The 22518-nt window shown below is 65.7% G+C and carries 11 protein-coding genes, 4 pseudogenes and 3 other annotated features (1 of these 18 cut by a window edge); of the genes and pseudogenes, 10 read left to right on the top strand and 5 right to left on the bottom strand.

Going from position 1 to position 22518, the window contains the following annotated elements:
- Positions 1–69: a sequence feature (most likely nonfunctional fraction of RNA operon), on the top strand; it begins 1766 nt to the left of the window's first position.
- 11 nt (positions 70–80) lie between these two features.
- Positions 81–821, top strand: a sequence feature (23S ribosomal RNA rRNA prediction is too short).
- A 1-nt stretch (position 822) separates the two neighbouring features.
- Positions 823–1623: a sequence feature (23S ribosomal RNA rRNA prediction is too short), on the top strand.
- Between the two features lie 42 nt (positions 1624–1665).
- The 4 genes and pseudogenes from Q9246_RS26615 to Q9246_RS26440 form a co-directional block, all read left to right on the top strand.
- Positions 1666–3321, top strand: a pseudogene (locus tag Q9246_RS26615) (DUF6531 domain-containing protein); the annotation flags it as partial.
- A gap of 721 nt (positions 3322–4042) precedes the next feature.
- Positions 4043–5221 (top strand): penicillin-binding transpeptidase domain-containing protein, encoded by a 1179-nt coding sequence (locus tag Q9246_RS26600; protein WP_422802344.1) that lies wholly within the window; start codon positions 4043–4045, stop codon positions 5219–5221.
- Between the two features lie 1101 nt (positions 5222–6322).
- Positions 6323–6709 carry a hypothetical protein gene (locus Q9246_RS26445; RefSeq protein ID WP_306394431.1) on the top strand — a complete coding sequence of 129 codons (387 nt, stop codon included), beginning with the start codon at positions 6323–6325 and terminating at the stop codon, positions 6707–6709.
- Positions 6706–7002 carry a hypothetical protein gene (locus Q9246_RS26440; protein WP_306394430.1) on the top strand — a complete coding sequence of 99 codons (297 nt, stop codon included), beginning with the start codon at positions 6706–6708 and terminating at the stop codon, positions 7000–7002. The genes Q9246_RS26445 and Q9246_RS26440 overlap by 4 nt, the downstream gene beginning before the upstream one ends.
- A gap of 10 nt (positions 7003–7012) precedes the next feature.
- On the opposite strand, the gene Q9246_RS26435 is transcribed toward Q9246_RS26440, so the two are convergent.
- Complete coding sequence (locus Q9246_RS26435; RefSeq protein ID WP_306394428.1) at positions 7013–10594, bottom strand: ABC transporter permease/M1 family aminopeptidase; 3582 nt, start codon at positions 10592–10594, stop codon at positions 7013–7015.
- A gap of 10 nt (positions 10595–10604) precedes the next feature.
- Positions 10605–10943, bottom strand: coding sequence for a hypothetical protein (locus Q9246_RS26430; protein ID WP_306394426.1), 339 nt, complete (start codon positions 10941–10943; stop codon positions 10605–10607).
- 29 nt (positions 10944–10972) lie between these two features.
- Between Q9246_RS26430 and Q9246_RS26425 the strand changes: the two genes are divergently transcribed.
- The 4 genes and pseudogenes from Q9246_RS26425 to Q9246_RS26410 all read left to right on the top strand — a co-directional run.
- Positions 10973–11599: an Hpt domain-containing protein gene (locus tag Q9246_RS26425; protein WP_306394424.1), complete on the top strand. Its 627-nt coding sequence runs from the start codon at positions 10973–10975 to the stop codon at positions 11597–11599.
- Positions 11600–11651: 52 nt separating this feature from the next.
- Entirely contained in the window at positions 11652–12461 is an 810-nt protein-coding gene (locus Q9246_RS26420) for a carotenoid biosynthesis protein (protein WP_306394422.1), read from the top strand.
- Positions 12458–13582, top strand: a pseudogene (locus Q9246_RS26415) (7TMR-DISM family protein); the annotation flags it as partial. The gene Q9246_RS26420 and the pseudogene Q9246_RS26415, both read left to right, overlap by 4 nt.
- A 142-nt stretch (positions 13583–13724) precedes the next feature.
- Positions 13725–15317 (top strand): annotated as a pseudogene (locus Q9246_RS26410) (response regulator); the annotation flags it as partial.
- A gap of 174 nt (positions 15318–15491) precedes the next feature.
- On the opposite strand, the pseudogene Q9246_RS26405 reads toward Q9246_RS26410, so the two are convergent.
- Positions 15492–15929, bottom strand: a pseudogene (locus tag Q9246_RS26405) (type VI secretion system baseplate subunit TssF); the annotation flags it as partial.
- 153 nt (positions 15930–16082) lie between these two features.
- On the opposite strand from Q9246_RS26405, the gene Q9246_RS26400 reads away from it, so the two are divergent.
- On the top strand, positions 16083–17492 hold the full coding sequence (locus Q9246_RS26400; protein ID WP_306394421.1) for an MATE family efflux transporter: 1410 nt from the start codon (positions 16083–16085) through the stop codon (positions 17490–17492).
- A gap of 52 nt (positions 17493–17544) precedes the next feature.
- On the top strand, positions 17545–19764 hold the full coding sequence (locus Q9246_RS26395; RefSeq protein WP_306394420.1) for a S9 family peptidase: 2220 nt from the start codon (positions 17545–17547) through the stop codon (positions 19762–19764).
- A 369-nt stretch (positions 19765–20133) separates the two neighbouring features.
- Here Q9246_RS26395 and Q9246_RS26390 read toward each other — a convergent pair whose 3' ends face one another.
- Both Q9246_RS26390 and Q9246_RS26385 read right to left on the bottom strand, forming a co-directional pair.
- The gene (locus Q9246_RS26390) at positions 20134–21030 is read right to left on the bottom strand and encodes an AraC family transcriptional regulator (RefSeq protein WP_306394417.1); all 897 of its coding nucleotides are present in this window, start codon (positions 21028–21030) and stop codon (positions 20134–20136) included.
- Positions 21031–21037: 7 nt separating this feature from the next.
- Positions 21038–22468: an aldehyde dehydrogenase family protein gene (locus tag Q9246_RS26385; RefSeq protein ID WP_306394416.1), complete on the bottom strand. Its 1431-nt coding sequence runs from the start codon at positions 22466–22468 to the stop codon at positions 21038–21040.
- Positions 22469–22518 lie beyond the last annotated feature (50 nt).

Below are 22518 nucleotides of genomic sequence, written 5' to 3'. Positions count from 1 at the left end.
ATATGGTAGGAGAGCGTTCTGTAAGCCTGCGAAGGTGTCTTGTAAAGGATGCTGGAGGTATCAGAAGTGCGAATGCTGACATGAGTAGCGATAATGCGGGTGAAAAGCCCGCACGCCGTAAGCCCAAGGTTTCCTGTTCAACGTTCATCGGAGCAGGGTGAGTCGGCCCCTAAGGCGAGGCAGAGATGCGTAGCTGATGGGAAGCAGGTTAATATTCCTGCACCGTCGTATGATGCGATGGGGGGACGGATCGCGGAAGGTTGTCTGACTGTTGGAATAGTCAGTTTTTGACTCATAGAAGGTGCTTAGGCAAATCCGGGCACATAATTCAAGGGGTTGAGACGAGTCGCCATGTGCGACGAAGCAATCGGAAGTGGTTCCAAGAAAAGCCTCTAAGCTTCAGTCATACGAGACCGTACCGCAAACCGACACAGGTGGGCGAGATGAGTATTCTAAGGCGCTTGAGAGAACTCGGGAGAAGGAACTCGGCAAATTGGTACCGTAACTTCGGGATAAGGTACGCCCTAGTAACTTGATTGGTTTACTCCATGAGGGTGAAAGGGTTGCAATAAAATGGTGGCTGCGACTGTTTAATAAAAACACAGCACTCTGCAAACACGAAAGTGGACGTATAGGGTGTGACGCCTGCCCGGTGCTGGAAGATTAAATGATGGGGTGCAAGCTCTTGATTGAAGTCCCAGTAAACGGCGGCCGTAACTATAACGGTCCTAAGGTAGCGAAATTCCTTGTCGGGTAAGTTCCGACCTGCACGAATGGCGTAACGATGGCCACACTGTCTCCTCCCGAGACTCAGCGAAGTTGAAATGTTTGTGATGATGCAATCTACCCGCGGCTAGACGGAAAGACCCCATGAACCTTTACTGTAGCTTTGCATTGGACTTTGAATCAATCTGTGTAGGATAGGTGGGAGGCTTTGAAGCGGGGACGCCAGTTCTCGTGGAGCCATCCTTGAAATACCACCCTGGTTCATTTGAGGTTCTAACCTTGGTCCGTTATCCGGATCGGGGACAGTGCATGGTAGGCAGTTTGACTGGGGCGGTCTCCTCCTAAAGTGTAACGGAGGAGTTCGAAGGTACGCTAGGTACGGTCGGACATCGTGCTAATAGTGCAATGGCATAAGCGTGCTTAACTGCGAGACCGACAAGTCGAGCAGGTACGAAAGTAGGACATAGTGATCCGGTGGTTCTGTATGGAAGGGCCATCGCTCAACGGATAAAAGGTACTCTGGGGATAACAGGCTGATTCCTCCCAAGAGTTCATATCGACGGGGGAGTTTGGCACCTCGATGTCGGCTCATCACATCCTGGGGCTGTAGCCGGTCCCAAGGGTATGGCTGTTCGCCATTTAAAGTGGTACGTGAGCTGGGTTTAAAACGTCGTGAGACAGTTTGGTCCCTATCTGCCGTGGGCGTTGGAAATTTGAAGGGGGCTGCTCCTAGTACGAGAGGACCGGAGTGGACGAACCTCTGGTGTACCGGTTGTCACGCCAGTGGCATTGCCGGGTAGCTAAGTTCGGAAGAGATAACCGCTGAAAGCATCTAAGCGGGAAACTTGCCTGCATCATCGGCCACCTGACCGACTTCAAGCCGGCGTTCCGCGGCAGGCTCGCCGCCCTGGCCGACGAACAGGCGCAGATGAGCATCCGGTGGATGCTGGTGCGCCTGCGCGCCGCGGTTGTCAAGCACAAGAAGCGGCATGCGGCGCTGGTTCCCTCGGCCAAGGGCGCGGATCACAAGAAGAACAATCCCGGTCACGCGCTCGGTGCCACCGGCCAGCAAACCCCAGCCAAGNGCACAAGAAGCGGCATGCGGCGCTGGTTCCCTCGGCCAAGGGCGCGGATCACAAGAAGAACAATCCCGGTCACGCGCTCGGTGCCACCGGCCAGCAAACCCCAGCCAAGGGCGATGCCAATGCCTGCAAGCTGTGCCCTGCAAAAGGCGGCACCGCGCACTCGATCAGCTTCGCCACCGGCGCCGAAACCTTCTCCCACCTTGACTTCATACTGGATGCGCCGCTTCCCATCGAATGGAGCCGCACCTACCGCAGCCAATTGACCGCCTATGACCGCGGCAACCTCGGCGCACGCTGGCTCACTCCGTACAACACCCGTATCGACGTCGTCGGCCAGGGAAAGCCCACGGCCCTGCTCTATCACGCCGCCGACGGCCGCAGTCACCGTTACCCTTGGCTGGACGTGGGCCAGCGGCACCACGACCCGGTCGAGCAAATCACGCTCACCCGTATGAGCGCCACCCTGCTTACGCTCGACTTCGGCAAACCCCTGCCAGACGGCGCACCCAGCCCCTGGCGCGAATCCTACGAGCTCGTCGACACGGTGCGCGCCAAGGTAGCCGACTTGGGCAAGGAGCATTTCCGACTGATCGCGCTGCATTCTCGTGACGGCGCCGCACTCGGCCTGCGTTACGACCACGTTGTCGCCAGTGGTCCGTACGCTGGCGAGGAAGTGCTCAGCGACATCATCAGCAAGCAGGGCGAGACCATTGTTGCCCATGCAGGTACCCAGATCGACGCCAGTAGCGGCTGCATTCGCGCAGTGTGGGAAATCAAGGACGGCAAGCTGCTGCGCCAGCTCGCCGCCTACGACTACGATGAGCACGGCGACCTGATTCGCGCCCAGGACGAAAACGGCGCCGCCTGGCAGTACCAGTACGACCGCCACCTCGTCACCCGGTATACCGACCGCACTGGACGTGGCATGAACCTCGCCTACGACACCAGCATCGACAGCGGGCTCAACGCAAAAGCGATCCGCGAATGGGCCGACGACGGCAGCTACGACACCAGGCTCGAGTGGAACAAGAACATCCGCCTGACCTACGTCCTCGATGCGCTTGGCCACGAGACCCGCTATTACTACGACATCGCCGGCTACACCTACCGCATCGTGCACCCGGACAGTCGCGAAGAATGGCTGTTCCGCGACAATGCCAAGAACGTCATCCGTCACATCCATACCGACGGCAGTAGCGAACATCACCGTTACGACGACCACGGGAACCTGCTGACCCACACCCGCGCTGACGGCAGCCAGGTCCACTTCGAGTATGACGGCCAGCACCGCGTCACCGGCATCCGCGACGCCGAAGGCGGCATCTGGAAACGCGACTACGATACCCAAGGCCACCTGGTCGAGGAAACCGACCCGCGCGGCAACAAGACCGAATATGCGTATGACAAGGCCGGCCGACCGATCAAGGTGACCGATGCCAAGGGCGGCGTCACGAAACTTGCCTACACCCCGGACGGGCAGCTCGCCGGCTACACCGACTGTTCCGGGCACAGCAGTCAGTGGGAATACGATGGCCGCCAGCGCCTGATCAAGAGCATCGATGCGGCCGGCAATGTCACCCGCTATCGCTACACGCCGCTCACTGCCGAAACGCTAGCGCAAGCGCACAGCGAAGGCAGCGACGGTGGCAATCATCCCGGCCAGCTCGACGCCATCATCCACCCCGACGGTAGCCAGGAGCAGCTGCGCCACGACGCCGAAGGCCGCCTGCTTGCGCACACCGACCCGCTCGCGCGTACCACCGCTTACCGCTACACCGCCGCAGGACTGATCGCGAAGCGCATCGACGCCCTTGGACATGGCCTGCACTACAGGTGGGATACGCTCGGCCGCCTGGCCGCGCTGGAAAACGAGAACGGCAGCGTCTACCGATTCCAGTACGACCCGGTCGGCCGTCTCCTGCAAGAACAAGGCTTTGACGGCAAGGCCACTGGGTATCGCTACGACGAAGCCAGCGGCGTGCTGACAGAAACCGGCGCAGCAGGCCGGCCTGGCGCCGCTGCTGGGCGTGCACCGCCAGCACGAGGGCAGCGTGGCGGGCATGCTGGCCCGCCTGAATGGCGCCGGGCACGAGGCCCGGCTGAGCCTCGACCTCGGCCTGCAGGCCAGGGCCCAGCTGTTGCTCGACTGCATCGGCCTGCGCGGCGGCCGCTGGAACGGGCAGGCTTGCGCCGGCGGGTCGGAACCCCTGGAACAGCGGCGCGCCGGCCTGGTGCTGTTAGACGCCGGCAGCGGCGACATCCTGGCCGCGGCGTCCAGCGGCGGCGGAGCGGCCGATCCCGGCCACTGGGCCGAGCTGCGCGATTTCGACCGCGCCGACCCGGCCCGCAGCCCTTTGCGCAGCGCCGCCTTCCAGCACGACGGCGGCGCGCACCGGGCGCCGGGATCGACCTTCAAGGTGGTCAGCGCGCTGGGCCTTGAGCAGGCGGCGCGCTCCGACCGGCGCCTCGACGGGCTGCTGCAAGGGCTGCCGCTGGGCGAAGTGGACCGGCTGGCGCAGGCGGGCGGCTACGGCTTCCGCACCGGCGCGCCCAGCTATCCCTTCGATGGCAACCGCGCCCGCATCACCAATTTCCGCGACCAGGTTACCAGCACCCGCGCCCAGGACGGGCGGCTGGGCCTGGCGCAGGCGATGGCGCACAGCGTCAATACCTGGTTCGCCTGGGGCGCTGAACTGAGCGACCGCAGCCTGATGGACCAGCCAGATGGCGGCATGCCCGGCGCGCGCGAACTCGAACCCGGCGCGCTGGACTCGGTGCGGCCGGTGGCGGCGATGGCGGCGCGGCTCGGCTTCGGCCAGCCGCTGCGGCTGGACGGCGGCCTGCTGCCGCTTGACTACCGCTGGGGCGAATGGGATGCCCTGCAGGCCAGCGCGTCCAGGCTCGATCCGGTGCTGAGCCGCCACGAATTGCGCCAGATGGCGATCGGTCTGCGCATGCAGGCCACGCCCCTGCAGATGGCGCTGGTGGCGGCAGCGGTCGGGGAGGGCCGCACCGTGACGCCGCGCTTGCTGTTGTCGCTCGACGGCCGCGCGGCGCAGCCGGGCCCGCGCGAGGATCTGGGCGTGCGCCTGGACCGGGTGCGCGCCGGCATGAAGGGCGTGATCGATGGCGGCACCGCGGCCGGGGTCTTCCGCGGCGCCACTTTCGACGCCCTGCGCCCTGGCCTGTATGGCAAGACCGGCACGGCGCCGGTCGGCCAGGATGGCCTGGCGACCGTCTGGTTCATGGGCTGGCTCGAGCCGGGCAGCCTGCCGGGACAGGCCGAACGGCTGGCATTTGCCGCCTTCGTCAGCCACTCGGCAGCCACCGGCGGCGGCCATGCGGCGCCGGTCGTGGCCGCCCTGCTGCAGTCGATGGAACGGCAGTCGTTGGAAAAGAGGGACAAATAGGGGTCTCTTGCGCGCCTCAACGCCGTGTTTGTATGGCATCATCTATTTCAATCCGCTACGTAGGCGGGGTGAAACAGAGGATGGGCAAGGTATGCGTTTGCCGGGAACCCGGTATCAGGAGCACGGTTGGGAGCAGGTCCGCAAGCTGTTGGGACAATGCTCCCTGCATGCGTGCGCACGGCTCGGGCCAGCCATCCTGCTCGATCCGGATACCGAACAATCCCTCGGCGCCTATGTCGAGGCGGTGGCCCCGGCCTTGTCCGCGGCCGGCGCCCGGGCCGGAGTGCACGGCAACAGCTATGGCGACACGGTCGGCGAACTGGCGCTGACCCTGGTCTATGAGTTGCAGGCGCGTCCGGCCGACTGGGCCGCCCTGTGCGCTGCCGTGGCGGCCGAACATGCGCGCATCGGCCCGTTCTGGCACCAGGCCGGAGGCGAAGCCCTGCTGCGCAAGAAATTCAATGACCTGTACGCGGTCGTGCGCGACAAGGTCGACAGCGACAACTACCAGGCCGCCTGCGGCCGCCCCTGCAGCCCGAACCGCATGTATGCCTACCGCATGCTCGATACCGCCTACCACGAGGTAGCGCGCCTGTTCGCAGGCTGGCGCGAACACGCGCCGCAGGTCGGCGCCATCCTGGGGCGCGAAGTGGTGGCGATGCCGATCGAGGCGCGCCAGCTGCGCACGATCGGCGACTGCAAGCCCGAATGGATCATGCGCTGGAGCGAAAGCCTGGAGCAGCACACCGGCGCGCCGGGCCCGCTGCATACCAGGTCGAAGCGTTTCGCCAGCCTGAAGAACAGTCTCGAAAAGATCGGCGCCATGCTGCGCGAGATCGGCGAATATGAACTGCTGTCGGCCAACCGCGACCAGGACTGGCTGCACGACGCGGGCGAAGCCAGCGCCTGGCTGGACGACTACTGGCGTGTGCTGGACGAATCGGAACAGGGCAGCACGCCAGGCCCCGACCTGATCCTGGAAGCGCGCCAGGACGAGGTGGACGCCGTCGAGCCGGAACCCGAGGCCGACGCCACCGAGGCGCAGGACGTCGCCCACCTGGNCCAGGCCCCGACCTGATCCTGGAAGCGCGCCAGGACGAGGTGGACGCCGTCGAGCCGGAACCCGAGGCCGACGCCACCGAGGCGCAGGACGTCGCCCACCTGGCCATCGTCGCGCAACAGGTTTCACTCCCCCCCAACTATCTCATACTGGCGGCGCTGGGCGAGGACCGCGCCAGCTGGGCGGCGCGCCGGATGGCGCAGGATTCCCTGCCGGTGCGGCTGGCGGTGTATCTCAAGCTGCTCGGCCCATTCGACGACAGCTATCCGTCCGAATGGCTGGACCCCGACAGCGGCGAGCTGCCGACGATGCAGCAGTTGGCCGGGCTGGACGGGATCTCGCTGCCGACCCTGCGCAAGCGGCGCGAAGCCGCGATCGCGCGCCTGAACGAGATGGCGGGAATGGAGGAGGAAAGACGATGGGCATGACGCAACTGGATCGCAAGCTGCAGGCGCAGGCATTGCTGGGACGCCGGGTCGCGGATGACCGCCTGGCGCTGGCCGACGAGGTGTTGTCGGCGGCGCTGGACGGCAGCCGGCCGCTGACGGCCGGCGAACGCGCCGCGCTGCAGGATTCGCCGCTGACGCTGCGCCGCCTGCGCCACCTGGCCGAACAGCGGCGCGCCGCGGCGCGGCCGGCGGCCTGGCGCCGCCTTCGCGGGGAGTCGTTACTGCCAGTGGCAGTAACGACAAAGTTAGTATGCCTCGTTTGCCGTCCATGATGCGCAACGATCACTCGATGGCGACTTCCTTGCGGTTGTCACGCGAAACGCGGTCGATCATCTTGTTGTAAGGATCGACGCCGACCTCGAATGGCTGCTCCTTCACGGTGATGGTCAGCACCGGGTTGTCGCCAGACAGCACCCGCTTCTCGAGCAGCAGCACCTTCTCGTCGGCCTCCTTCGCTCCCTTGGCGCGGGCGAACACGCCGATCTCGACCGCCTCGTCATAGGCCCGCGCCGTTTCCTGGCCCTTGCCGTCGGCTTCCATCTTGGACAGGTGCAGCTTCATCGTCACGTCCCACTGCCCATCCGGGCGCTTCTTCGCCGTCGCTTCCATCACGCGGTTATCGTAGAACACGATTTTCTCGAACATGTCCGCGATCAGGGCATGCTTTTCAGGCGGCGCCTCGGCACGGATATAGTCGAGCAGCTCGCGCGAGGTGGTGAACGGCGACTCCTGGTAGCCCTTGTCTTCGAGGAAGCGCTTGAGCGCGCGGTTGAGCGCCTGTTCGCCGATCTCGTCGCGCAGGCGATAGAAGATCAGGCTGCCCTTGCGGTAGTGGATGTAGTCCTGGTTTTCCACGCGCGCCAGCGGCAGTTCCTCGATGATCTCGCCACCGCGCGAGCGCAGGTAGCGGTCGAGTTCATGGCGCAGGAAGCGGCGCATCTGGTGGCGGCCGTATTCCTTCTCCATCACCATCAGCGCCGAATACTGCGACAGCGATTCGATCAGCATGCTCGCTCCCTGCACATTGGCGGCCGTGACCTGGTGGCCCCACCACTGGTGCGCCATCTCGTGGGCCGTTACGTAGAACACATAGTCGATGTCTTCCTTGTCGCGCAGGTCGGCGATGAAGCCGATCGACTCCGAGAACGGGATCGTGTTGGCGAACGACTGGGCGAAGCTCTGGTAGTTGGGGAACTCCAGGATGCGCACCTGCTTGTGCTGGTAAGGCGTGAACTCGGTGGTGAAGTAGTCCAGCGACTTGGCGGTAGCCTCGATCATCCGGTCCACGTTGTAGCCATGCTTGGCATCGTGGTAGATCTCGATCGGGATCCCGTTCCAGTCGCCCTTCTTCACCTGCCAGTTGGCGGACAGGTAGGCGAAGAACGGCATCATCTTCTGGTCCATCTTGTAGTGATAGTAGTTGCGGCCGTTTTGGGTCCACGAGCGTTGCAGGTAGCCCGGCGCCAGCGCGATCTGGTCGCCGCTGGTCGAGACCGTGGTTTCGAAATCGATCCAGTCCGCATCGGCGCCGAACATGGAGTTGGCGCGCGCCGCTTCGTCCTCGAGCCTGGCCATGCGCACCGGCTCGCCCAGCCCGCGCTTGCGGCGCTCATTACGGTCGGTCAGCTCGAAGTCGCTCTGGTAGCCGATCAGCGGGAAGAACTCGCGGTTGTTGAAGAAGGTGCCGTTCAGGTTGAAGGTATCGGCCTCGCCCGCATTCGAGAAGCCCGGACGGCGTGCGTCGACCGTGAAGTCCAGCTGCAGGCGCGCACCCGGCGCCAGCGCGTCGGCGAGCTTGAGGATCATGAAGCCGGACTCTTTATCGTCCAGCATGACCTGGTGCGCCGGCAGCTTGCCGAGGGTGGTGACCACGTCCGGATTGAGTTGCAGGCGCAGGGTGTCGAGCGGCTTGTCGGTCTTGTTCACCAGGACGTAGCTGCCCCTGACCATCACCCGGCGTTCCTCCGGATAGATATCCACTGCCGCGCGCACGTCGACGATCTTCGCATGCGGCAGGTCCTTGTACTGGCGGTAGTTCTTCTCGTACCGGGCCTGCTTGTCCATGCTGACGTTCTTCGCTTCGTAGCCGCCCAGGGTCACGGTATTGTGGAAGATCCAGCCGCCCACCAGCGCGAAGGCCAGCGTGCACACCGCCAGCGCCACGCCCGGGCCGCCCTTCAGGCGCTGCCCGGCCGCGCGCACGCGGAAGCGCCACTCGACCGACAGGCCGCGCACCCAGAAGGCCTGGGCCACGATCAGCGCCGCCAGGCAGAACAGGGTCCAGTACAGCGCAAACCACGCCCAGCCCGTGACGAAGTGGCCGAAGCCGTTCATGTCCGAATACGGGGTATTCGGCAGCAGCGCGATGTTGTACAGGTTGTGATCGAAGTGCATCACGGACAGGACGATCTGCGAGACCATCAACACGATCATCAACAGGTAGCCGATGAATTTATTATTGGTCACGACCTGCAGCACGATGGCGACCAGCGCCATCAGCACGAACGGCAGGCCGGCCATGAACACGCCCTTCAGGTAGACGCCAAATTCGACCGGCGCCCCGCCCCGGAACAGCTGGATGGCGATCGCGGTCAGGATGCCGGCGAACAGGAAGGCCAGCACCACGCCGACCAGCGCGAGGCTTTTCGCCACCAGCGGCGCCCAGTTGGGCATCGGCATGGCGTCGCTGACGTCGGCGATCCGGGCCTGGCGTTCCTTGAAGATCAGCTCACCTGCATAGAAGGTCACGATGATAATCAACAGGAAGTTGAACGAGCCTTTCAGCAGCTCGATCATCAGGTGGGTGCGCGGGTAGACGTCGGTGCCGAACATCTCATTGAGCACGCTCGAACTGCCCACCATGTTCAGCACGCCGAACAGCAGCATGACCAGGAAGGGCACGCTCTTGAATACCGCGACGGCGTCGAACGCGAAGATATGCCAGCACTGGGTCCAGCGCGTGGCGCCGGTGAAACGCGGCGCGATGCGCGGCAGCGCCACCTGCACCGGCACGAAGACGGCCGGCACCTGCGCCTTGGCCTTGCCGAACAGGCGCTTGCCGGTGCCGGCGCGCTGCGGCTTGAACAGGACCAGGGTCAGGCCGACCAGCGCCACGGCAACCGCGCTCCACAGCAGGCGGTTGGCCAGCATATAGCCCTGGATGTCGGGCAGGCCGGCATTCGATTCGGCGGTCGAGAAATAGCGCGTGGCGCGGCCGAGGGCGCGCAGGCCGAAGGGATCGGCCAGCACGGCGATCCACTCGTTGTCGATGTTCTGGGTGAAGCTGCCAGCGACGATCCACAGCACGAAGAAGCCCATCACGCCGACGTACACCATCATGATCGAGCGCGTGGTGGCGGCCAGCAGCATCAACAGGGCGCCGATGAAGAACAGGTTGGGCACGACCAGCACGCCCAGCGCCCACAGGTAGGCGGCGCCCGGGAAAGGACCGACGCGCTGGGCGTCGACCCAGGGCATCAGCGGCCCGAGCATCGTGCCGAGCACGATCAGGGCGAAGATGAACATGCAGGCCACCAGGCCGGCGGCAAAGCGCCCGATCAGGTAGTCGTGCTTCTTCATCGGCGTGGCGAACAGCATGTCGGAGATGCCGATCTCGCTGTCGCGCAGCACGCTGCCTGCGATGAAGATGGTGACCACGAACATCGACATCAGGCTGAACACGCCGAGCAGCTGCGCGACCACCACCGGCGCATTGCGGTTGACGTTGCCGATGCTGCCGCCGACCTGGATCGCGTCGCTGGTGGTGGCGCCGAAGGCCAGCGCGCCGAAGATCAATGCGCATACCCACAACAGCGGCTGGCGCAGCTGGAAATCCAGCTCGAACTTGAAGAATTCTCTCAGCATGCCGTGCTCCTCACGCCGTCACCGGCGCAGCCTGGGCCGGCGCAGATGCCTGGCTAGATGCGCGGCTGGCGTTGCGGATCTGGAGGAAGTAGACGTCTTCCAGGTCCGGCTCGACGCTGGTGAAGCCGTCGTCCGGCTGCGACTCGGCATACACATTGATCTGCGGCCGACCCGCCACCAGGCGGGTGGACAGCACATTGAAGCGCTCCTGGTAGTCGGGCAGCGCTTCCTGGCTGACGGTGCGGCGCCAGACACGGCTTTTCAGAGTATCGATCGCGGCCTGCGGCTCGCCCTGCAGCAGCACGGTGCCCTTGGCGATCATGGCCATGCGCGGGCACAGGTCGGTCACGTCCTCGACGATGTGGCCCGCTGCCGGTCGTGCCCGGGATCGACTGGCGCCGGGCCCTCGACAACGTCGACGGCCAGCGCCTGCGCCTGGAAAAGCGCGCCGGCAGCTTCGTGCGCGAGTACGGCAGCGCGCCGCACCTTCTGCGCGGCGCGCTCAATGGCGGCGACCATGCGCTGCTGCAGTCGCTGGCCCATAACCTGAAGTCGAGCGCGGCCTACGTCGGCGCGCTCGAGCTGTCAGGCGCCGCCGGCCGCCTCGAACACGACCTGCGCGCCGGCAAATACGACCAGGTCGGGGTGCAGGTGCCGTCGCTGGTGGCGGCGGCCGAGCTGGTGCTGGCCGGCCTGGCCGGCCTGGCGGCGGCCGCCCTGCCGCCGGCGCTGGACCCGCGCGCGCTGGCCGAGGTGGTACAGCGCCTGGACGCCTGCCTGCGCGCCGACGACGCCCGCGCCGAGGACGCGCTGGCCGAACTCGAGGCCCTGCTGGCCGGCAGCGCCCACGCGGCGGACCTGGAACCGGTGCGGCGCGCGGTCGGGGACATCGAGTACCACGCCGCCCTGGCACCGCTGGCGGCGCTGGCGCTGCGCCTCGGGTTGCAGCCCGGCTTGCAGCCCGGGTTGCAACCTCCCCTGTCCACGGCTGGGCGTTCCTGCTAGACTGCGAGGCGCCCGATCGGGCGCCTTTCGCCTCCCGCAAAGGATCCACAAGATGACGCTCACGCCACCCGTCCTTTCCCGCCTTGCCCTGGGCCTTACCGCGCTGGCCATGCTGTCCACGCCGCTGCTGCTGCGCGGCTGGCCCGTGCAGACCCAGTTGCTGGTGGCCAGCTCGCTGCTGATGGCGGGCCTGTGCCTGGCCAGCGCCGCCCACGTGCTCGGGGCCAGGCCGGCCTTGTGGCTGGCGTTGATTGCACTGCCGGTGGGCTGGTTCGCCGAGCAGATGGGCGCCAGCGACGGCTGGTTCTTCGGCAGCTACGACTACACCGACGTGCTCGGCCCGCGGCTGGGCGAGGTGCCGGTGGTGATTCCGCTGATGTGGTTCGCCCTCACCTACACCGGCTACGTGATGGCCAACCTGATCGTGTGGCAGGTCCCGGCCGACGGCGCCACCTCCACCCGGCGCAGCGTGGCGATGGCATTCCTGGCGGCCCTGGTGGTGACCGCCTACGACCTCGGGGTCGATCCCTATATGGTGTACAAGCTCAAGGCCTGGATCATGGTCAAGCACGACGGCTGGTGGTTCGGCGAGACCCTGCAGGGCTTCGTCGGCTGGATGCTGGTGGCCTTCGCTATCGTGTTCGCCTTTCGCCTGGCGCTGCGCCGCACGGCAGCGGGGCCGGCGCCAAAGGCGCGCCTGCGCGACGTGCTGGTGCCGCTCGGCCTGTACGGCGGCCTGATGGTCTATGAAGCGACCCAGGGCGTGCCGGTCGAGACCCGTACCATCGCCCTGTTCGTGATGGGCATCCCGCTGTTCTGCGCCGCCTGCGGCCTGTTCCGCTGGCGCCGGGAAGCCGCATGAAGCTGGCCGTGCTACTCCGCGCATGGCGCGCCTGCTGCGCCCTCGTGCTGCTGCTGGTCCTTCACATCTCCACGGCGGCGGCCCAGGTCGCGCCCCTGCAACTGGCGCGCGACGCCGAGGTGGTCGAGGCCTGGCCGGCCGTCACCGTGCTGCAGGATGCCGACAGCCGCCTGGACGCCGCCGCGGCGCTGGCGGCGGCCGACCGCTTCGCGACGCCCCGCACCGCCTATGCGAGTCTCGGCATGCAACCCGGCACCACCTGGGTCCGCATTCCGGTGTCGGTCCCGAAAGACGCGACCAACGGCTGGGTGATGCAGATCGACTACGCCCTGCTGGACGAAGTCGACGTCCACATCGCGGGCAGCGACGGCTTGCGCAAGATCGCCACCCTGGGCCGCATGCAGCAGCCGTCGGGCGACGCCCTCAAGGGGCGGGTGCCGGCCGCCGTGCTGCGCTTCACGCCGGGCAACGACTATACGGTGCTGCTGCGGGTAACCTCGGTCGGGCCCAAGATCCTGCCGATCAGCTTCATGCAGCCCAACGCCGTGCTGCCCACCGCCCTCGGCGAACAGATCCTGCAAGGCCTGCTGCTGGGCCTGCGCATCACGCTATTCCTGTACGCGATCGGCCAGTGGATCACGCTGCGCGAACACCTGTTCGGCAAGTATGCGCTGCTGGCGGCCGGCGTGACCGTCTATTCGGCCGCCTGGTTCGGCACCGCCGGCCAGTACCTGTGGCCGGGCAACCTGTGGCTGCTCGAGCATGGCGCCGGCCTGGCCTCGATCCTGGCCTCCTGCGGCGCCTACCTGTTCGTCGAGCAGTCGCTGGCGCGCCCGGGGCGCGACCGCATCTTCAGCATGCTGATGAAGACCCTGGCCGGGCTGTGCCTCCTGACCGCGGCGGGCTTCGCCGCCGGCCTGATCAACCACCGCTACCTGGTGCTGATCGTCGGCACTCTCGGCATCATGCCGATGCTGCTCGGCCTGCCCGGCGCCTTCCGCCGCGCGCGCGCCGGCGACATGGTCGGCATCTACTTTTTGATCGGATGGGCGGTGGCGTTCGCCTCGTCGGTGGTCACGGCCCAGCTGATCAACGGCAAGCTGCCTGCCAATTTCTGGACCATGCACGCGCTGGTATTCGGCAGCACCTTCGACATGCTGGTCTTCATGCGTATCCTCGGCCTGCGCACCAAGGCGATCCGCGACCAGATGCTGCGCGCCGAAGCCAGCACCCGCATGAAGTCCNTTCGGCAGCACCTTCGACATGCTGGTCTTCATGCGTATCCTCGGCCTGCGCACCAAGGCGATCCGCGACCAGATGCTGCGCGCCGAAGCCAGCACCCGCATGAAGTCCGAATTCCTGGCCAATATGAGCCACGAGATCCGCACCCCGATGAACGCCATCATCGGCATGAGCCGCCTGGCCCTGATGAGCGAGCCGCCGCCGGCCCTGCGCAACTACCTCGGCAAGATCCTGGGCGCGAGCGAACACCTGATGGGCATCATCAACGACATCCTCGACTTCTCGCGCATCGAGGCCGGCAAGCTGCACATCGAGCAGGTGCCGTTCGACCTCGACGAGATGCTCGAGCACCTGTCGAGCCTCCTGGGAGTGAAGACCGAGGCCAAGGGCATCGAGCTGATCTTCCGGGTCGGCCCCGGCGTGCCGCACGGCCTGGTGGGCGACCCGCTGCGCCTCGGCCAGGTATTGATCAACCTGACCGGCAATGCCGTCAAGTTCACCGAGCGCGGCGAGATCGTGGTCGCGGTCGACACCGTGGCCAGCGCCGACGGCCAGGTCACGCTGGCATTCTCGGTGACCGACACCGGCATCGGCATGACGCCGGAGGCGGTGGGCCGCCTGTTCCAGTCGTTCAGCCAGGCCGACAGCTCGACCACCCGCAAGTACGGCGGCACCGGGCTCGGACTGTCGATCTCGCGCCAGCTGGTCGAACTCATGGGCGGCAGGATCTCGGTCCAGAGCGCGCCCCAGCAGGGCAGCCGCTTCACCTTCACCGTCCCGCTCGGGGTGGCCGAGGGCCAGTCCGCCGCCAGCGCGGTGCGCCGCGCCCTGCTGCTCGACGTGCGCGCGCTGGTGGTCGACGACAGCGCCACCGCCCGCGCCGCGCTGTCCGAGATGCTCGAGACGCTCGGGGTGCGCGCGGACGCCGCCGCTTCGGGCGAGGAATGCCTGGCCCTGCTGGCGCGCGCCGTTGATGCCGGCACGCCGTACCAGATCGTGCTGATGGACTACCTGATGCCGGGCCTGGACGGCATCGAGACCATCCGCCGCATCCGCCAGGACGCGCAGGGGCCGGGACACCCGCCGCCGCCCGCGATCCTGATGATCTCGGCCTGTACCCGCGAGACCGTGCTGGCCGAGGAAGGCGAACTGCCGGTCGACGCCTTCCTCCACAAGCCGGTCGGCCCCGCGCTGCTTTACCACAGTCTGCTGCAGGTCCTGCACCCGCAGCTGGGCCCAAATGACACAATGGAAAATTATTTACCGGCCATGGCCGACCTGCCGCGCCTCGATGGCGCGCGCATCCTGCTGGCCGAAGACAATGCCAACAACCGCGAAGTGGCGCTCGACTTCATGGCCGCCGCCCGCATGCAGGTGGACGTCGCCTTCAATGGCCTGGAAGCGGTGCGCATGGCGCGCGAAGGCGACTACGACCTGGTGCTGATGGACATCCAGATGCCCGAGATGGACGGCTTGACGGCCACCCGCGAGATCCGCCAGGACCCGCGCCTGCGCGAGCTGCCGGTCGTTGCCATGACCGCCCACGCGCTGGCCAGCGACCGCGCGCTGAGCCGCCTGGCCGGCATGAACGACCATGTGACCAAGCCGATCGATCCCGACCTGCTGTTCTGCACCCTGCTCAAGTGGATCGATCCGGCCCGCCTCGAAGGCCGCCCGCTGCCGCCCGCCAGCCGCGCGCCGGCGCCGCCCGCGTCCGGGCGGGACGCAGGCCGCCGCGCGCGGCGGCAGCCGGATGCGCGGCGGCACGTGGGCCACCGGCTCGAACCAGGCGCGCGCCACCGCCACCGGCGCCAGCGCCAGGCCGGCCGTGGTGCGGAACACGCAGGGCGCCCCGCGCGCGGCCAGCGAACTCATTTCGGTGCCGCGGGCGACTTCCTGCACCTGCTCGATCTTGCCGGCCCGGGCCTGCGGGTCGGCGCCGCCGACCTGGACGATCGAACAGCTCGGCATGCCATGCAAAAAGTGCGGATACAGGCTACCCAGCAGGGCTTCGGTCAGTTCCGGATAGTCGTCGTCGAGCTTTTTCGCGGTACGCGCATTGAGCAGCGCGCAGGCCTGGATCAGGCGCCGGATATGGGGGTCTTCGCTGCCTTCGGGGCCCAGGCCCAACTCGGCCGCCAGGCGCGGATACTGGTGGGCGAGCTCGCGGCCAACGGTGTTCAGGTAGACCAGTTCGCGCTCGTAGTACGGCAGCAGTTCTTCCATCGCGACCCTCCTCAGCTTGTCGCTCTACGGTGGTGCAGATCGCGGAAACTTGTCTTGCGAAGTCACAACATTAACGACGGGAAGCAAGCGCCGGTACCGGGCTTGACAATAAGTCAGTAAAATCACGGGTTCCCCTCTTCACGTTGCCGCACCATGAACCCGATCGCCGCCCCTTCCGCCACGCCCGTCCGCACCGAGATCGCTACCCTGTGGCGCCTGTCATGGCCGGTCCTGGTCGGCCAGCTGGCGACGGTGGGCATGGGCGTGGTCGACGTCGCCCTCACCGGCCACGTCAGCGCTGACGAGCTGGCCGCGGTGTCGCTGGGCACGGCGGTGTGGTCGATCGTGCTGGTCACGGTGATGGGCACCATGATGGCGATCAATACCGTGGTCGCGCACGAGATCGGCGCCGCGCGCCACGACCGGGTGCCGCATTCGGTGCGCCAGGCCATGTGGAAGGGATTATTGGTCGGCCTGGTCGGCTGCCTGTTCGCCAACCTGTGCACGCTGCTGTTCGACCACATCGGCATGGACGGCCATGTAGCCGACCGCGCCTCGTTGTTCCTGCACGTGATCAGCGTCGGCATGCCGGCTTTCGGGGTCTACCGCGCGCTGTACGGCTACACCACCAGCATCAACCAGACCAAGCCGATCATGTGGATCGCCATCCTCGGCCTGCTGTTCAATACCCTGGTGGCCTGGGTACTGGTGTACGGCAAATTCGGCTTCCCGCAACTGGGGGCGGTCGGCTGCGCGATTTCCACCGCCAGCGCCCTGTGGCTGATGCTGGGCGCCATGCTGTGGTGGATCACGCGCGCGCCCGCCTACCGCCTCACCTACCCCTTCGACCGCTACGAAGGCCCGGACACCCGAGAAATTGGCGCCCAGCTGCGCCTGGGCCTGCCGATCGGCGTCACCTATTTTGCCGAGGTCAGCGCTTTTGGCCTGATCAGCCTGCTGGTGGCGCGCTATGGGGTGGTGCAGGTGTCCTCGCACCAGATCGCGCTCAATTTCGCCTCGCTGGTGTTCATGGTGCCGCTCAGCTTCGCGATCGGCATGCTCACCCGCGTCGGCCAGGCGATGGGCGAAGGCGACCCGGTGCGGGCGCGCTTCGTGGGCTGGGTGGGCGTGGGCGTCTCGGTCAGCTTCGGCGTGCTGGCGGCGATCGGCATCGCCCTGTTCCGCTGGGAGATCGCGGCGATGTACACCTCCGACCCGGCGGTGCAGCAGGTGACCGCCCACCTGCTGCTGTTCGCGGCCCTGTTCCAGCTGTCCGATTCGACCCAGGTCGCCACCGCCTCGGCCATCCGCGGCTACCAGGTGACGCGCCCGCCGATGGTGATCCAGCTGCTGTCGTTCTGGGGCCTGTCGCTGCCGCTCGGCTGCATCCTGGGCCTGGCGCCGGCCTGGTTCCCGTGGACACCTAGCGAGCCGATGCAGGCCACCGGTTTCTGGATCGGCCTGGTGGTGGCGCTGACGGTGGCGGCGGTGCTGCTGACCTGGCAATTCGAGAAGCTGGCGCGCCGGAAGATCCGCGATGGCGCCATGGCGCAGGCCCGCTGACTCTGGTATCGTCTCGCGATTGCTGTAAATTAATAATCCTCAAGAGACATCAATGCGCCCTCTTCTCCTCCTTTTGGCCGCCCTGGCGGCCTCTCCCGCCATGGCCGAACGCCTGACCCTGGACCGCATCTACGGCGAAGCCTCGCTGGCCGGCGCCAGCGTGCGCAACCTGCGCGTGTCGCCGGATGGCGAACGCGTGACCTTCCTGCGCCCGCGCGCCGACGACCAGTACCGTCTCGACCTGTGGGAATACAACACGAAGAGCAAGGCCACCCAACGCCTGGTCGATTCCAAGCAGCTGGTGCCCAACGAAGAGTTGTCGCTCGAAGAAAAAGCGCGCCGCGAACGCGCGCGTACCGCCGGCCTGTCGGGCATCCTGAGCTATTACTGGTCGCCCGACGGCAAGCAGCTGCTGGTGCCGATCGGCGGTGACCTGTACCTGGTGGACGCCGCCAGGCCGGAAGCCGCGCGCAAGGTAGCGTCGGGCAACGTCACCGATCCGAAGATCTCGCCGCGCGGCCGCTATGTGTCCTTCGTGCGTGACCAGAACCTGGTGGTGATCGACCTGACCACCGGCGCCGAGCGCCAGCTGACCACCGACGGCAAGGGCACCGTGCACAACGGCGCCGCCGAGTTCATCGCGCAGGAAGAGATGAGCCAGACCACCGGCTACTACTGGGCGCCGGACGATTCCCACATCGCCTACCGCCGCTACGACGAGGCGCCGGTGCCGGTGGTGCGCCGCTTCGAGATCTTCGCCGACCGCACCGAGGTGATCGACCAGCACTACCCGGCCGCGGGCGACCCGAACGTGGCGATCGAACTGATGGTCGTCAATCCGGCCACCGGCGTCCAGCGCAAGATCGACCTCGGCGCGGAGAAGGACGTCTACCTGGTGCGCGCCGACTTCAGCGCCGACGGCAAGACCCTGGTCTACCAGCGCCAGACGCGCGACCAGAAGCGCCTCGACCTGGTGGCGGTCGACGTCGCCACGCTGGCCCAGCGTCCACTGTTCTCCGAGAATTCCAGGACCTGGGTCGAGGTCCACAACGACCTGCGCTTCCTCAAGAATCGCCAGGCCTTCATCTGGGCTTCCGAACGCAGCGGCTACAAGCACCTGTATTTGTATGACCTGAATGGCAAGCTGCTGCACCCGATCTCGCGCGGCAACTGGGGCGTGGACGGCATCCTGGCGGTCGACGAAGGCGCCGGCAAGGTGTATGTCTCGTCGAACCGCGACGCCGTGATCGACAAGCAGACCTATGCGCTGGCGCTGGACGGCCGCGGCGCCGACAAGCCGGCCCGCATCACCCAGGGCGACGGCTGGCACGAAGCCGCCTTCGCCGGCAACGGCAAGCTGTTCGTCGACACCTACTCGAACCCGAACACCCCGCCGCAGGTATCGATCCGCCGCGCCGACGGCAGCATGGTCGAGTGGATCGAAAAGAACGCGCTCGACGACAAGCATCCGTACACCCGCCACCTGGATGCGCACCTGCCGACCGAGTTCGGCACCCTGAAGGCGGCCGATGGCCAGACCCTGCATTATTCGATCATCAAGCCGGCCGGTTTCGATGCCAACAAGCGCTACCCAGTGTTCCTGTTCACCTATGGCGGCCCGCACTCGCAGCGCGTGACCCGTGCATGGGGCAATTATTTTGACCAGTACATGGCGCAGCAGGGCTTCGTGGTGTTCCGCCTCGACAACCGCGGCTCGGGCCGCCGCGAACGCCAGTTCACCGACGTCCTGCACAACAATCTGGGCCAGCATGAAGTCGAAGACCAGGTGGCCGGCATCGACTGGCTAGCCAAGCAGAGCTTCGTCGATCCGAAGCGCGTGGGCGTGTTCGGCTGGAGCTATGGCGGCTTCATGACGCTGCGCCTGCTGTCGGCGGCGTCGGACAAGATCGCAATGGGCGTGTCGGTGGCGCCGGTGACCGACTGGGCGCTGTACGACACCCACTATACCGAGCGCTACGTGGGCGGCACGCCGAAGGGCGATCCGGAAGCGTATAAACGCAGCGGCGTGTTCGCCCACCTGGACGGCATGAAATCGCACCTGCTGCTGATCCACGGCATGGCCGACGACAATGTGCTGTTCTCGAACACCACCCTGCTGATCGACGAGCTCGTGAAGCGCAATGTGCAGTTCGACCTGATGACCTATCCGGGCGCCAAGCATGGCATTTCGGGCCGCACCAACCAGCGCCACGTGTATGGCTTGATCGAGGCCTACTTCAAGAAGCAGTTGGGCGGCACGCAGCCGAACTGATCACTGCAATACGCACGTCGTCCCCGCGCAGGCGGGGACCCAAGTTTGCTGGCTCAGCCACTTCGATATCCTGAAGTGGAGCGCTTGATACTTGGGTCCCCGCCTGCGCGGGGACGACGTTTTTCAGCTAACGAAAGCTTACGTGTTCAGTATCGTGCGATCATATTCCTCGTCGTAGCTGGCCGAAGTGTTTTTCGTTTTTCGTCAACCCCTCATTTCGCTTCGCCTCAGATTTCTCTGCCGATCTTGCTAGCGTAACCACTTGATTACGTTAACATTTTTCGGTCATGCCGAAGCGGACGCGAACTATAGCAAAGCCCTACCCCGTCGCGCAAGTGCTCAGCAATAATATTGTTCTGCGATGGCAAATCATGGCGCCGGCGCCACGCCGCGTAATTGTTCTGCATCCTGCAACGGCGAGGCGCCGAACAGGCGGCGGTACTCGCGGCTGAACTGCGATGGACTTTCATATCCCACCTGGAAGGCGACATTGGCCGCCTCGGCGCCGCCGCTCATCAAGAGCTTGCGCGCTTCCAACAGCCGCACCTGCTTCTGGTACTGGAGCGGACTCATGATCGTCGCCGCCTTGAAGCGGCGGTGGAGGACAGATGGGCTCAGGTGCACCTCTTCGGCCAGTTCGGCAATTCGCAATGGTGCATCGAAATGCTCACGGATCCAGCCGATCGCCTTGTTGACGGCGGACTCGTGCCGACCGCCCATCAGGCCGCGTGTCAGGGTAGGCCCACCAGGCCCCGTCACCAGGTGATACAGGATTTCCTGCTTGAGCAGGTGGCCGAGGACGGGCAAGTCCGACGGCCGGTCAAGCAGCCGCAGCAGGCGCTCCAGGGATTCCAGCAACGCCTTCCCCGCCGTCTCGACACTGACGAATGGCGGGTCGTCATCCTGGGGCGGCATCGGGATCCGCATCTCGAGCAGGAAGGATGCGAGTTCCTTCAGGTCGAGATCGACGCGGATGCCATAGTAGGGCTCGTCGTCGGTAGCGCGCATGACCTGGCCCGATACCGGCATTGCCGTGCCCGCCTGCACATAACAACCCGGCGCATAGCGCAGTATGCGCTCACCGACCAGCATCTGCTTCTCGCCCTGCAGCATCAGGCACATCGACGGTTCCAGCATGCCGCGTCCGATCGGCGTCGGGGCCCGGCGCCGGACCAGTCCCAGCCAGGGCAGCGCCGTCGGCAGGTCATCGATGCCGCCCGCCTCGGCGTAGCGCTGGCTTACCGCCGCCAGCAGCAGCCGGAGCAACTCAGGTTCAGAGCGATTGTTCATAGCCCAGCAAGGTTTTCGGTTCAAGATATTCTTCCAACCCGAATACGCCGAATTCACGTCCGAGACCGGATTGCTTGAATCCACCGAACGGCGCCATCGGCTCGTCATACAAGCCATTGATAAAAACACGACCTGCCTGGATGCGACGGGCGACCCGATTGGCGCGCGCCACGTCGCCCGAGAACACATTGGCGTGCAAGCCATAGATCGTATCGTTCGCGATAGCAATGGCGTCTTCTTCATCGTCGTAGGCAATCACCGACAGCACCGGCCCGAAGATTTCTTCTCTTGCGATGGTCATGTCGTTGCTCACATTACTGAAGACCGTAGGCCGCACGAAGTAACCCCGCTCCAAACCCTCGGGCAAACCTGTGCCTCCCAGCAGCAGCGTGGCGCCCTCCTGGATACCCTTGCGGATGTATCCTTGTACACGCTGATACTGGGTAGCGCTGACCATGGGCCCGATCCGGGTTGCCGGGTCGCGTGGATCGCCCACCGTCAGGGCTGCGAACGTCGCGACGATACCTTGCTCGACCTCCTGCAACCGCGCCCGTGGCACCAGCAGGCGTGTCCCCGCCAGGCAGGCCTGGCCACTGTTGATGGTGGCGGCCGCCGCGATCAGTGGCATGGCCTTGCCGAAGTCCGCATCGTCGAGCAGGACCGTGGGCGATTTGCCGCCCAACTCCAGGGTGACGCGCTTGAGCGTATCGGCGCAGCCGCGCACGATCGACTTGCCGACCGCGGTGGAGCCGGTGAACGAGATCTTCGCGATGCCCGGGTGGCGAACGAAGGCGGCGCCAACCACGTCGCCGCGGCCAGTCAGGATATTGAATAGCCCTGGCGGCAGGTCGGCACGGTGCAGTACACGGGTCAGCAGATCTGTCTGCCGTGCGCTCAATTCACTCGGCTTGATCACTGCCGAACTGCCGGCGGCGATCGCCATTGCGAGTTTGCTGCAGATCATGCCGTAATTCGCATTCCATGGCGTGATCAGGCCAACCACGCCCAGTGCCTCCATGCGCACGCGCGCGCTGGCGACCTGACGCTCGAACGGGTAGTCGGCGAGCAGGCTACGTGCCTGGTCGAACGAGGCGGCGGCCCGCCTCGACGTCGCGCGCGAAATGGCGTGGGGGCCGCCGTATTCTTCGATCATTGTCGCGACCAATTCTTCTTCGGCATCTGCGACCACGTGGTGCAGGCGTGCGAGCCAGTCCATGCGCTGTTCACGTGAAGCGCCGGCGAGCTCACGGTATGCGACGCTCGCGGCGGCGATCGCATTTTCCGCATCGACCTCGTCCGCCAGGATGACTTGCGCGGCCTCCTCCTCGGTGACCGGGTCGACCAGGCTGAAACGCTCGCTGCCATGCGGCTTGATGAATTGTCCCTTGATATAGATAGTGTCGATCAGTTTCATGGGGATCCTCCGCGCAAATAATGAGCACTCATCATAGGACGCATGTTGAT

It is taken from the genome of Telluria beijingensis (assembly GCF_030770395.1).
In the GTDB taxonomy this organism is placed as follows: Bacteria; Pseudomonadota; Gammaproteobacteria; order Burkholderiales; family Burkholderiaceae_D; genus Telluria; species Telluria beijingensis.
The sequence above is the reverse complement of the archived record's forward strand: the minus strand, read 5'-3'. Positions and strand labels throughout refer to the sequence as shown.